This is a genomic window from Bradyrhizobium ontarionense, assembly GCF_021088345.1.
Lineage (GTDB): Bacteria > Pseudomonadota > Alphaproteobacteria > Rhizobiales > Xanthobacteraceae > Bradyrhizobium > Bradyrhizobium ontarionense.
On the sequence record NZ_CP088156.1, the window covers coordinates 6,210,407 to 6,223,052 of the forward strand.

Sequence of the window (12,646 nt, forward strand, 5' to 3'; positions counted from 1 at the left end):
TCCCGACTGGCCGGCGATGTGCACGACAGACAGCGCTCCGGACCGGAGCGCTGTCTGTCGTGAGCGGCGGATCACGCGCCGTTCGGCACCCTGTCGAGAAACCCGGTGACGTGCCGGATTCGGCCGTCCGCCAGCTCGGCGAAATCCGTGCCCTGGATCGGGCCATCAGCGCCTTCGGGGCCGAGCTCCCAGGAAAAGCGGACGTAGTTGCCGTGACCGTTCGCCGATCCGATCAGTCGGAACGTGTAGTCGGGAAAGCGCTGCTGAACGCCGGCGACCAGGGCATCGATGGCCTGATGTCCTTCGCCCCGCATCAGCGGATCGACATAGATCGCGTCGGCGGTCCAGTGCCGTGCGAGCAGGGCGCGGCGCTCGGTGGCGTCGCGTTCGTTCCACAGTGCGATGTAGCTGGCGGCGATTGCAGTTGCGTCGGTCATGGTGCTCTCCAAGTTGTGAACGATGAGGAGCCGATGATTGCGCCTGCCGCGCAGCGAATCGATTACGTCGAACGTCATCTCACTTGGCATGACAAAACTGTAAGTTGCCGACCATTTGCGCGAGGATTACCCAACGCGCAGGGCCGGTGCGGGGGAATGCGTCGCATGACGTCCGATACCTGGAAGTGGATTGCGGTCGCGATCTGTCTCGTCCTGTTCACGGCAGACACCGTCCTGAAACCGCAGGACAAGCCCAATCGCATGGTCTTCTTCGAGCTGCATCGCGGCGAGAGCCCGACGATGATCGGCATGATGCGCGCTGATCTGCTCAAGCTGCCGGGACGCGGCGCGAGCCGCATTCGTGATGCGCTGGTGCGCGGCGAGACGTTAACGGTCTGGCAATATAAGTTAAGGAAGACTGAAGACGGCAGCTATCAGGAAGTGCCGGAGCGCCAGATCCAGCTCGGCGCCACCGACGCGCCGCTCGTCACGTTCGGCGCGCGCATTCGCCTGCCGGACGATTAGATCACCGACGTGGCCGGGAGGACATCGAAGACAGATGGTCGCCCCTGCGGCTGTGACATCCCAGGTCCGAACGACACTGCTCCGTCTCTCCATGAAGGGAGGCCGGCCCTGCGCTGTGCGCCGGCGCCGGAACTGGCCCGCCGCGATGCGATTTCTTGCAGCAGGAAGATTTCGACGGACAACGTCATAAAACCTGAGGTTGCGTTGGCCGCAGCGTCGGGGTGGGGGCTGCTGGTGCCGGCAGCACAGGCGGATGAAGCGCGGATCGGAGTTCGGCTTCGGACCCGTTGGTGCCGGTATGACCGTTGGCGAATCCCGCACCTGCGATCGCGACCGCATCACGTCATCCGGCGCGAAGACGCGCCGCGCGAGCGCACCACCATCACCCGCAAGGCGGAGCGCGGAGCCGAATCGCAAGGTGACCATCCACGCGCGCGCCTGACGCCGGCTGGATACTGCCGCACCACAGCCCCGGGATTTCACGGGGCTTTTTTCGCGCCGCCGTGACACGGATGTCGCGCGGCGGGGCGAATCATGCCGAGCTGCTGCCCTGCTCGTGGCGGCGCTGCCATGTCCGGAACCAGGGTTGGGCGTTTTTTCGTCGTAGCGACTCAATGGTGCAGCGGGCTTGCAACACTCGCGCTGAATTTGGTTTCCCCGGCTGCGCCGTCCTGGACAAAAACACGATCTCGCAACACGCTGCACCTGCGATTTGGATTTGGCTTTCGCGTTCCGGTTCTGGGGAGGGCTCGTGATTGCAAGGTCCTCCGCAGTCGAAGCATCACAAGAAGCACATCACAGTCGGTCAGATCGGTTTCGCCGGGTTTGAACTGGGGCTCGACATGAAATTCTGGACGGGGTTGCTCACGGTCGTTCTCTTGCTGTCGGGGGTCGGCGCCAGCCAGGCCGTGGTCCGGATCGCCGATGACCGCGGCGGCCGGATCGGCACCTATGTCGACAAGTACCAGGGCCTGCGAACCGCTGGCGAGTATGTGATCATCGACGGGCTCTGCGCCTCGGCCTGCACGATCGTGCTGGGGGCCGTTCCTCACGACAAGATCTGCGTCACCTCGCACGCCAATCTCGGCTTTCACGCCGCCTGGGACTTCGGCGCCAACGGCCGGGCCGTCACCAATCCCGAGGCGACCCAGATGCTGTATTCGATGTACCCCTCGCAGATTCGCCGCTGGATCGCCTTGCGCGGCGGTCTCACCCCCCGGATGATCTTTCTGAAGGGCAAGGAACTGCAGGCGATGTACAGGCCCTGCTACATGGACGCCCAGGCGTCCTCGCCGGCCTCGTCCCAGGTGGCGCCGAATGCCCCGGCGATGTCGCCGGCTGCCGCCAAGGCCTCCGCCTCTCACTGACGGCGTCGCGGACTGCTCGCATAGGTTTGATCGGCTCGGGGCAGGCGCGCTTGCCTCCATCGTCCGCGGGGCCTATCTGAAGGCGCGAGGGCGGGCCGGCCGCCCGGCCATCACCCGCCGGATGAGCACGCCATCATGCAGCCTCTTTCAGCGCCGCAAGAGATACCGTCCGCTTCCGCCGGCCGTCGTTCGGTATCCGCGCCGGCGTTGGCGGCCGGGCTTGCGGCCGTTGCGCTCGTGGCCGGCGCGGTGACCTTGTGGGCGCAGTACGGGACCGCGGTGTTCTTCGAGACCATCGCCGCCGGTCTCCGGTCCTGCTTCTGAGAGAGAGTGAAGGAATTCGGCATGCCGTCAAATGCCACCCGTCCGCTGGTGATCGTTGGAGCTTTTGCCGCCAGCCTGGTGGTCGGGCTGTCGCTGATGTTCCTCATCATGGGTGGTGGGCGCAACATCGCGGCACCGGCCGCGATCGGCGGACCGTTTCAGCTCACCGACCAGAGCGGCGGCGTCGTCACCGAGAAGAGCCTGGAGGGGCGGCCCACCCTGATCTTCTTCGGCTTTACCCATTGTCCGGACGTTTGCCCGACCTCGCTGTTCGAGATTTCCGAGGTGCTGCGCGCCATGGACAAGGATGCCGACGGGGTGAACGCCTATTTCATCTCGGTCGATCCCGAGCGCGACAATCCGGCCGCCATGAAGGACTACCTGTCGAGCTTCGATCCCCATCTCAAGGGCCTGACCGGCGATCCCGAGGTGCTGGCGAAGGTTCTGACCGAATACCGCGTCTACGCCAAGAAGGTGCCTTTGAAGGACGGCGACTACACCATGGACCACACTGCTCTGGTCTACCTGATGGACCGCAATGGCCGGTTCGTCGCGCCGTTCAACCTGAAGCGGACCCCCGAGGAAGCGGCCACTGAGCTGAAACGGTATCTCTGAGCCCGTTAACGATCGCCTGGGACGGCTTCGGGCGCGGGCCGAATCCGGCCTCGAATTTGCGGTCGGATGGTCTATAAGGCCTTTCGACCATCGGGATCGCTGATGCCGACCGCCTTGTCATCGCACGTGAAATTCCTCTCATCGGCCGCCGGCGCGATCGCGGGCGTGCTGGTTTGCCTCGGCTTGGCTGCGGCCTGCTCGGACGCGCGCGCCCAGACCCCCGCGAAGCCGCCGGTCGAAGCCGCGCCGCAGGCGGTGCCCGGCTTCTGGGATCCGCGCCGCCGGCCCGAGCGCCCGGACCTGTCGCGCCTGACCGTGATTCGCTTCCTCACCGAAACCGACTACCCGCCGTTCAACTTCACCGGTCCCGACGGCAATCCGGCTGGCTTCAACGTCGACCTGGCGCGCGCCCTGTGCGACGAGATCAAGGTAACCTGCACCGTCCAGATGCGCCGCTTCGAGACCCTGCTCGACGCGCTGTCCTCCAACAAGGGCGATGCGATCATAGCCTCGATGGCGGTCACGCCGCAGATGCGGGCGCGGCTCGATTTCTCCGACCCCTATTACCGGGCGCCCGCCCGCTTCGTGTCCCGCCGCGATGCGGTCATGACCGAGATCCGCCCCGAATATCTCGAGGGCAAGAAGATCGGCGCCGTCGCCGGGACGGCGCACGAGGCCTATCTCAAGGCGATGTTCACCGACGCCGAGATCAAGACCTATCCGAACGAGGAAGCGCTGAGGCAGGCGCTCCGCCGCAGCGAGGTCGACTTCATCTTCGGCGACGGCATTTCGCTGGCGTTCTGGGTCAATGGCACCGATTCCGGCGATTGCTGCGCCTTTTCCGGTGGACCTTTTGTCGAAAGCCGCTATTTCGGCGAGGGCGTCGGGATCGGCGTGCGCAAGGGCAACGACCTGCTGCGCCAGGCCCTGAACTGGGCGCTGTTCCGGGTCTGGGAAAAAGGCCGCTACACTGATTTGTGGCTGCGCTATTTCTCGATCAGCCCGTTCTAGAAATTCACCTGTAGGGTGGGCGAGGGCGCATCGCGCCGTGCCCACCATCGCTGCGCATCCACCGTCATTGCGAGGAGCGCGGCGACGACGCAATCCAGACTGCTTCCGCAGCGGGATTCTGGATCGCTTCGCTCGCGATGACGCCGTGTGTTAGTTTTTCTGCTCCTTCGAAGAATTGGTACGTCAGATGTCCACGATCGATCTCGTCCAGACCAGCCCGAGCGACCTGCGCGCGCTCGCCGAACAATCCAACGCCTGGCCGTTCGAACAGGCGAAAGCGATCGTCAACCGGCTGAAGAAGAACCCGAAGGATGAGGTGCTGTTCGAGACCGGCTACGGCCCGTCCGGCCTGCCGCATATCGGCACCTTCGGCGAGGTGGCGCGCACCACCATGGTGCGCCACGCCTTCCGCGTGCTGACCGAGGACAAGATCAAGACGCGCCTGCTGGCGTTCTCCGACGACATGGACGGCCTGCGCAAGGTGCCGGACAACGTGCCGAACAAGGACATGCTGGCGGCCCATCTCGGCAAGCCCCTGTCGCGCGTCCCCGACCCGTTCTCCAACGAATATCCGTCGTTCGCGGCCCACAACAATGCCCGGCTGCGCGCCTTTCTCGACCGCTTTGGCTTCGATTACGAGTTTGCCTCCTCGACCGAGTACTACACATCGGGGCGGTTCGACGCCGCGCTGCTGCGCATGCTGGAGCGGCTGGAGAAGGTGATGGCGATCATGCTGCCGTCGCTGCGCGAGGAGCGCGCCGCGAGCTACTCGCCGTTCCTCCCGATCTGCCCGCGCACCGGGCTCGTGCTCTATGTGCCGATTGTCGAGCACGATGCCAAGGCCGGCACCATCTCCTACGACGATCCCGAGACCAAGGAGCGCATGACCGTCCCGGTCACCGGCGGTCATTGCAAGCTGCAATGGAAGCCGGACTGGGCGATGCGCTGGCACGCGCTCGGCGTCGACTATGAAATGGCCGGCAAGGACCTGATCGACTCGGTCAAGCTGTCGGGCAAGATCTGCGCGGCGCTCGGCGGCACGCCGCCCGAGGGATTCAACTACGAGCTGTTCCTCGACGAGAAGGGCCAGAAGATCTCGAAGTCCAAGGGCAACGGGCTCACCATCGACGAATGGCTGCGCTATGCCTCGCCGGAATCGCTGTCGCTGTTCATGTATCGCGAGCCGAAGGCGGCCAAGCGGCTGTATTTCGACGTCATCCCGCGCAACGTCGACGACTACCAGCAGTTCCTGGAAGGCTTCCCGAAGCAGGACCCCAAGCAGCAGCTCGGCAACCCGGTCTGGCACATCCATTCAGGCCGGCCGCCGAAGGCCGACATGCCGGTGACGTTCCAGCTGCTCTTGACCCTGGTGTCGTCGTCGAATGCCGAGAATGCCGAGACGCTGTGGGGCTTCATCGGCCGCTACCGTCCCGGCGTGACGCCACAGACGCATCCCAAGCTCGACGCGATGGTCGGCTACGCCATCAACTATTATCGCGATTTCGTCGCGCCGACGAAGACGTTCCGCGAGCCGACCGAGGGCGAGCGCGTGGCGCTGCAGGATCTGCGCGATGCGCTGTCGAACCTGCCTGCCGAAGCGTCCGCCGAGGACATCCAGAACGTCGTCTATGAGATCGGCCGCCGCGAGCCGTTCCTCGACCACGCCAAGAAGGGCAAGGACGGCCGCCCCGGCGTCTCGCTCGACTGGTTCAACATGCTCTACCAGGTGCTGCTCGGCCAGGAGAAGGGCCCGCGCTTCGGCTCCTTCGTCGCGGTCTACGGCGTCAACAACGCGGTCGCGATGATCGACGGCGCGCTGGCGCGTTCGGCCTGATCGCGCCCCGTCATTCCGGGGCGCGGCGCGCAGCGCCGCAAACCACAGATGCTCAATTGCGCATCGGGGAATCTCGAGCTGCTAAATTCGCTCAATAGGCCCGAGATTCTGGATCGACGCCCTTCACGCGCGTCGATCCGGAATGACGGCCGTCGTCTGTTGCGCATCTCACGTCCGTTCGCGCAGCTTCAGGAACAGCAGGCAGAGGATCGCCAGCGCAGGGCCGGCCGCAAGCGTAGCGAAGGCGGCCATGAACGAGCCGGTCGCCTGATAGATCACGCCGACCACGACCGGCACGATCGTGCTTCCGAGCTGCCAGACGCTGGCGGTCAGTCCCGTCGCCGATCCGGCCGAAGCGGCGCCGGCGACATCGGCGACCATCACGGCCAGCAGGGGGCTGTAGACAAAAGCGCCGAAGCCGAGCAGGGGCGCTGCGATCTGAAAGGCCAGCCTGTCGTGCAATGTCCCGAACACCAGCAGCATCACCGCGAATAACGCCAGGGTGCCGATCGTCAGCCATTTTTCCTTTCCGCCCAGCCAGTCGGCCATCAGGCCGATCAGCGGCTTTCCGATCATGGCGGCAATGCCTGCGAGCGACATGACCAAGCCGGCCTCCACGGCCGTCAGCCCATGGCCGCGGATCATCAGCGCGTTGGCCCAGAACGCAAAGCCCCAGGTGCCCCAGAAGGCGCCGAAACCGCTGAGTGTCAGCAGCAGCACGTTCCGGTCGCGCAGCAGTAGCCCGATCGGCGGAGGCTTGACGGCGACCACCGGCTGGTCGCTGGGACGGTCGCGCAACAAAGCATAGGCGATCACGCCGACCAGCACGGTCGCGATGCCGAGCGCCTGGTAGACCCCGCGCCATCCGACCCAGGCGGCCAGCGTCGGCACGATCGCATTGGTGGCGGTGACGCCGAGCGACGAGGCGACGAGCAACAGTCCCATCGCGCGGCCGCGGCTGCGGCGATCGAACCAGTTGACGATCAGCTTGATGCACGACGCGTAGTCGGCGCCGGCCGCGAGACCCATCGCCGCCTGCAGGGCGATGCCCATGGTCAGCGACGAGGTAAATCCGAACAGGAAGGTGGACGCGCCGAGCGACAGCATGGAGATCGTCAGCGTCGCGCGGCCGCCGACGACATCGCTCATGACCCCGCCGACCGCGTTGCAGATGACGTAGCCGACATAGAACGCGGTCACGAAGACGCCGAGCTGCGCCAGTGAGAGGCCCAGCGACTGGCCGGCCGAGACGGCCACGTTCGCCCAGGTCAGTCGGTCCATGAAGCTGAACAGGAAGCTCAGCCATGCGATCAGCAGCACGATCCAGCGATAATGTTCGGATGCGGCCGGCGCGCGTGCCTCGGCAGTTTCGATTTTCGCGGCCATGGCTTTACAAATCGGTCCCGAGATAGGCGCCTTGCGCGGTCAGCTTCGTCTGCAGCGAGCTCACATCGAGCTCGCGCAGCGCGGCGTTGGTTGACTCGCTTGCGACCATGGCTGCGGCGGTGCCCGCGGCCTGACCCATCGCAAAGCAGGCGCCGCTGGCGCGCGCCGCCGATTGTCCTTCATGCGTCATGGAGGCGCAGCGGCCGGCAACGAGCAGATTGGAGACGCCCTTCGGCAGCAGCATGCGAAAAGGCAGCTGGCAGAAGCCGCGGCTGCCGTCGGGATAGAAGCCCCACTCGACCTTGCCCGCGACATGCAGCTCCATCGGCCAGGAATTGACGCCGATGGTGTCGTCGAAATCTGCGCAGCCGACGATGTCCTGGCCGGAGAGCTGGTAGATGCCTTCGATGCGCCGACTCTCGCGGATGCCCACCTGCGGGGCGATCTCGACGATATGCGCGTGCTCGAAGCCAGGGACCTCGTGCTTCAGGAAGCGAAAATATTCCTGGATCTGCCGGCGCCCTTCGATTTCTCCGTCGCTGAGCTGCAGCGCGTCGGTGGCGTCCATCACGCTGCCTTGGGCGTTGCGGATCTGGGTCACGTTGACGCGCCATTCGGTCGGGTTCTTCTGCGGCCGCACGATGGCGCCTTCGCGCGGAAACCGATAACCGCGGCCGGCAGCCTCGCTCATCAGCCCGTCGATCGCCTTGAACTCGCCGATCGCCGCGAGCGCGCGGGCCGGATCGACGCCGCCGACCCGGAACATCATGGTTGGAAACAGCCCGCCGCCATGACCGTCGCCGGTCTCGAAGGGAACGCCGGCGCGGGCTGCAAGGTCGGCATCGCCGGAGCAGTCGATGAACAGCTTGGCCCGGATGGCGCGGCGGCCGGATTTGGTCTCGACGACCAGCGCCGCGATACGATCATCGTCCATCGCGACGTCGACGGCGACAGCGTGAAACAACAGCTTCACGCCTGCGGCGAGCAGGAGATCGTCGGCCGCGCATTTCAGGGTGGAGACGTCGTAGGAGCGGACTGTGATCCGTCCCTGCAGTCCCTGCTGCGGCTCGTTCAGACCGCCCAGCCGGTCGAGCCGGTCCAGCAGTTCGTCGACCACGCCGTGCACGACCTGACGGGTTTCGCCATGCACCAGGCCAAACAGGCCGGCGAAGTTGGTGACGCCGCCGGCGGTGCCCATGCCCCCCAGGAAGCCGTAGCGCTCCACCAGCAGGACGTCGGCGCCACCTCTGGCCGCCGAGCTGGCCGCGGCCAGACCGGCAGGACCTCCGCCTACGACCACCACATCGTAGGAACCGAGCACGCTGGTGTCACGGATCGGTTCCCGAACAGCCATATGGACCAAGAGGGCCTCCCTGAGCGCTTTGTTGTTGTCCCAAGCTTAGCTCAGTCGCAATTTGCGAAGAATAGTGCGAAGTGCAGCCACACTTTTCGCGATTCGAGAAAGATGCCGATGGATGCGCTCCAGAATCTTCGCGCTTACCTGTCCGTCGCCGAGACCGGCAGTTTTTCGGCCGCAGCCCGGCGGAGCGGACTTGCGACCTCGGTGCTGACCAAGCGGGTCGATCAGCTCGAACACGCGGTGAAGACCAGGCTGTTCGTTCGAACGACCCGGACGGTGATGCTGACCGAAGCCGGCCGGCGCTGGATCGAGCGGGTCCGGTCGCTGGTGGCGGATTTTGACGACACGATGCGGCAGGTGTCCGACGCCGGGCACGACCTCGAGGGGCCGATCCGGGTCAAGGCGCCGACGACGCTCACCGTGCTGTATCTCGCCGACATCCTGGCGCGCTTCCAGGCGCTGCACCCCAAGCTCAGCATGGATATCGTGCTGGCCGATCGGGCGGTGAACCCTGCGGACGAAGGTTTTGACGTTGCGATCGCGGCGTTCGGTGCGGCCTTCAGCGATGTGGTCGATATTCCACTGTGCCCGCTGCGACCCATGCTCTGCGCATCGCCCGACTACGTCGCTCGCCGCGGCGCGCCCGCGCATCCGCGTGACCTGATCGCACATGATACGCTGAACTTCGCGCCGACGGGATCGGTCTGGTCGTTCAACGGCCCGCAGGGACCAACCACGGTGGAGATCGATCCCAGGATCAGCGCCAATGACGGGCAGGTCCTGCTCCGCGCGGCACTGGCCGGAAACGGCATTGCTCTGCTGTCCGAGTATCTGACGGCGCCGAAGTTGGCCGCGGGCGAGCTGGTGCCTGTGCTGGACAGCTATCAACCGCCGGAGCGATGGGTGAAGATGCTGATTCCCGAAGCGCGCATGCAGGTGGCCCGCATCCGCGCGCTGTCGCAGTTCGTCGAGGACGCGTTCTCGCCGTCTCCGCCGTGGGCCCGCAACTTCTGATGAGTCTCCGGTGGCGGCTGCTTGGCGCAGCCACCACGATGACGGGCACGCAAGCTCGCATCGATACCGGACGCATGGCTGCGAGCGGCACTCATCAGGTTTCGGCCAACATCACCGGCGTGCAGCGCGGTGCGACCGAGACGGGCTCGGGATCGTCGCTGGTGCTCTCGGCCGCGCAGGCGCCGTCCGGTGACTCGAGCCGTCTCAAGCTGGAAGTCAGGACGGCCAGCGCAGCGAACGAACTGCACTGGGCCGGCCTTCGTGAGCGAAGCCGCTTGGCTCACACCCCCTGCAGCACGAAGCGGCGGTCGAGCTTCTGCACCGGGCGGGCATTCATCGGATACAGCTTGGCGAATTTCGCCACGTCGGCTTCCGCCACCGAGACCGGCTCGCTCAGCAGCAGCCATTCGACCACCTCCGAGCAGGGCGGCGTGGTCAGCGAGCCGGCGTAGCGATAATAGGAGCGGCGCGCCGGCAGCATCAGATTGGGATTGATGCGCGCATCGGCCTTGACGGCGGGACCTTCCTTGTCAGGCATCGTCGATACGATCTGGGAGAACACGGGATTGGGGCGGCCGGTGGTCATGAGGACGCCGACCACGGCGAGCCCGCCCGAGGCGGCGCGGTGGACGAAATGCGCCTCCATCGGAAAGTTCTTGCCGCCGATCTGATGCTCGCTCGGCCGGTGGAAATGCACCTGCAGCAGCTTGTAGGTGGTGTCGCCCAATTTCAGCGTGCTGCTGCCGTCGGCGAAGTTGAGCTGGATCGTATGACCGTTGTTGACGATGGTGTCGGCGGTCCTGCCCCAGGACAGCTTGAGGTCCGGCAGCCGGGCCTGCGTCGGCCGTTCGATGTCGATGGGGGATTGCTGCGTGCCGACGCCGCAGACCTTGTTGGCCGCGTCGAGGTCGCCCCATTTTTCCGGTCCGGTCCCGCCTTCATAGCTCCAATGCGGGGCGCCTTCCGCGGCGAAGCCCGGCGTGGCGCAGACGGGGCAGAGGGCGAGCCCCGCGAGAGCCTTCAAAACGTGGCGGCGGTCCATGGCAATCTCCAAAAATCAAGGGTGGTGCATGCAATCGGTGCGGCGCGTCGGCGCGTCCGGCGCGAGGGCGAATCGCGGGCACCATGAGAAACCGAATCAGGTTAATCCTTGCTAAGGAACCCGTCTGCATCCCAGCGAATCCCCGATGACACCGACGCAACCTGCGCGGGCCGGTTGCGGGCACCTCAGGGCAATCGATGCTTGAGTTCGCCGGCCCCTGCCGATACGGTCGGCCGCCTCCCGAAAACACCAGCAAACTCAAGATCAAGCCAGGACCGCGCGAAGGTGCCCAAAATCTACAAAATCTGTTCAGCTTCGGCCTGGCGCGAGGCGGAGCGGCAGGGCGTCTACCGCGGCAGCGCGGACGATCTGCGCGATGGATTCATCCATTTTTCGACCGCGGCCCAGGTGCCGGAAACGGCGCGGAAGCACTTCTTCGGGCAGACGGCGCTGTTCCTGGTCGAGGTCGAGACGGATGCGCTGGGCGACCGGCTGCGCTGGGAGCGCTCCCGCAATGACGAGCTGTTCCCGCACCTCTACGGCGAGCTCGATGTCGGCGCGGTGACGGTTGTTCATCAGATGCACGCGCGTGCTGACGGTGGCCACGACATTCCGGAACTTCTGCCGTGATCCGCGCCTTCGACACCCTATCGCTGCCGCTGCTGCGCTGGCTCGACGCCGAGGATGCGCACCGGCTCGCCATCCAGGGCCTGAAGCTGCTGCCGGCGATCAAGCCGCGGCCGGACGTTGCCAATCTCGCCGTGCGGGCCTTCGGGCTGAACTTCCCCAATCCGGTCGGGATGGCCGCGGGTTTCGACAAGAACGCCGAGGTGCCCGACGCGCTGCTCCGGCTCGGCTTCGGCTTCGTCGAGATCGGGTCGGTGACCCCCCGGCCGCAGAGCGGCAATCCGCGGCCGCGTCTGTTCCGCCTGGAGCGCGACGAGGCGGTCATCAACCGGATGGGCTTCAACAATGACGGCGCCGAGCAGATCTTGCGGCGGCTGGCCGGGCGCGCCCATCTCGGCGGCATCGTCGGCGTCAATGTCGGCGCCAACAAGGATTCGGCCGATCGCGTCGCCGACTACGTCCGACTGATCGAGACCTTTGCGCCGGTCGCGAGCTATTTCACGGTCAACATTTCCTCGCCCAACACGCCGGGCCTGCGCAATCTGCAGCAGGCCTCGCAGCTCGATGACCTCCTGGCCAAAGTGCTGGAGGCGCGCGACCGTATCAGGCGGAAGTCCGGCGACACGCCGGTGCTGCTCAAGATCGCGCCCGATCTCAGCCTCGCCGAGCTCGACGATGTCGTCCACGTCGCGCGCTCGCGCGGGGTCGACGGCATGATCGTGTCCAACACGACGCTCGCCCGTCCTTCCAGCCTGCGCGAGCAGCTCCGCGCCAAGGAGCAGGGCGGTCTCTCGGGCCGCCCGCTGTTCAGGCTGTCGACGCGCATGGTGGCGGAGACCTTCGTGCGCGTCGAAGGCGCGTTTCCGCTTGTCGGCGTCGGCGGCATCGACACCGGCGGCGCGGCGCTCACCAAGATCCGCGCCGGCGCCAGCCTGATCCAGCTGTATTCCTCGCTGGTCTACAAGGGGCTCGGCCTGGTCGAGAGCATCAAGGCCGATCTGACCTCGACCCTGCTGCGCACGGGGCGCGACGCGCTGTCGGAAATCGTCGGCGCCGATGCGGCCACCATCACCGCCGAGGACTGGCCGGTCTGAGCCCAGGCCT

Annotated in this window: 13 protein-coding genes; 9 read left to right on the forward strand and 4 right to left on the reverse strand. The window is 65.9% G+C overall.

Going from position 1 to position 12,646, the window contains the following annotated elements; translation table 11 throughout:
* Nucleotides 1-71 precede the first annotated feature (71 nt).
* Entirely contained in the window at nt 72-437 is a 366-nt protein-coding gene (locus LQG66_RS27285; protein WP_231318720.1) for a nuclear transport factor 2 family protein, read from the reverse strand.
* Between the two features lie 33 nt (nt 438-470).
* On the opposite strand from LQG66_RS27285, the gene LQG66_RS27290 reads away from it, so the two are divergent.
* The 6 genes from LQG66_RS27290 to LQG66_RS27315 all read left to right on the forward strand — a co-directional run bounded on the left by LQG66_RS27290 (nt 471) and on the right by LQG66_RS27315 (nt 6,113).
* Nucleotides 471-962, forward strand: coding sequence for a hypothetical protein (locus LQG66_RS27290; protein WP_231318722.1), 492 nt, complete (start codon nt 471-473; stop codon nt 960-962).
* A gap of 842 nt (nt 963-1,804) precedes the next feature.
* Nucleotides 1,805-2,329: a hypothetical protein gene (locus LQG66_RS27295; protein WP_231327967.1), complete on the forward strand. Its 525-nt coding sequence runs from the start codon at nt 1,805-1,807 to the stop codon at nt 2,327-2,329.
* Between the two features lie 135 nt (nt 2,330-2,464).
* Nucleotides 2,465-2,653: a hypothetical protein gene (locus LQG66_RS27300; RefSeq protein WP_231318723.1), complete on the forward strand. Its 189-nt coding sequence runs from the start codon at nt 2,465-2,467 to the stop codon at nt 2,651-2,653.
* A 21-nt stretch (nt 2,654-2,674) separates the two neighbouring features.
* Entirely contained in the window at nt 2,675-3,268 is a 594-nt protein-coding gene (locus LQG66_RS27305; protein WP_231318724.1) for an SCO family protein, read from the forward strand.
* Between the two features lie 102 nt (nt 3,269-3,370).
* Nucleotides 3,371-4,279, forward strand: a complete 909-nt coding sequence (locus tag LQG66_RS27310) for an ABC transporter substrate-binding protein (RefSeq protein WP_231318725.1) — start codon at nt 3,371-3,373, stop codon at nt 4,277-4,279.
* Nucleotides 4,280-4,466: 187 nt separating this feature from the next.
* Nucleotides 4,467-6,113 carry a lysine--tRNA ligase gene (locus tag LQG66_RS27315; RefSeq protein WP_231318726.1) on the forward strand — a complete coding sequence of 549 codons (1,647 nt, stop codon included), beginning with the start codon at nt 4,467-4,469 and terminating at the stop codon, nt 6,111-6,113.
* 168 nt (nt 6,114-6,281) lie between these two features.
* Here LQG66_RS27315 and LQG66_RS27320 read toward each other — a convergent pair whose 3' ends face one another.
* Nucleotides 6,282-7,499, reverse strand: a complete 1,218-nt coding sequence (locus LQG66_RS27320; protein ID WP_231318727.1) for an MFS transporter — start codon at nt 7,497-7,499, stop codon at nt 6,282-6,284.
* A gap of 4 nt (nt 7,500-7,503) precedes the next feature.
* On the reverse strand, nt 7,504-8,862 hold the full coding sequence (locus tag LQG66_RS27325; RefSeq protein ID WP_425601251.1) for an FAD-dependent oxidoreductase: 1,359 nt from the start codon (nt 8,860-8,862) through the stop codon (nt 7,504-7,506).
* 108 nt (nt 8,863-8,970) lie between these two features.
* Between LQG66_RS27325 and LQG66_RS27330 the strand changes: the two genes are divergently transcribed.
* Complete coding sequence (locus LQG66_RS27330) at nt 8,971-9,873, forward strand: LysR family transcriptional regulator (protein WP_231318729.1); 903 nt, start codon at nt 8,971-8,973, stop codon at nt 9,871-9,873.
* A 280-nt stretch (nt 9,874-10,153) separates the two neighbouring features.
* Here LQG66_RS27330 and LQG66_RS27335 read toward each other — a convergent pair whose 3' ends face one another.
* Nucleotides 10,154-10,915 carry a carbonic anhydrase gene (locus LQG66_RS27335; protein WP_231318730.1) on the reverse strand — a complete coding sequence of 254 codons (762 nt, stop codon included), beginning with the start codon at nt 10,913-10,915 and terminating at the stop codon, nt 10,154-10,156.
* Nucleotides 10,916-11,200: 285 nt separating this feature from the next.
* On the opposite strand from LQG66_RS27335, the gene LQG66_RS27340 reads away from it, so the two are divergent.
* Both LQG66_RS27340 and LQG66_RS27345 read left to right on the forward strand, forming a co-directional pair.
* Nucleotides 11,201-11,545 (forward strand): DUF952 domain-containing protein, encoded by a 345-nt coding sequence (locus tag LQG66_RS27340; RefSeq protein ID WP_231318732.1) that lies wholly within the window; start codon nt 11,201-11,203, stop codon nt 11,543-11,545.
* Nucleotides 11,542-12,636 carry a quinone-dependent dihydroorotate dehydrogenase gene (locus LQG66_RS27345; protein WP_231318733.1) on the forward strand — a complete coding sequence of 365 codons (1,095 nt, stop codon included), beginning with the start codon at nt 11,542-11,544 and terminating at the stop codon, nt 12,634-12,636. Before LQG66_RS27340 ends, LQG66_RS27345 begins: the two co-directional genes overlap by 4 nt.
* Nucleotides 12,637-12,646 lie beyond the last annotated feature (10 nt).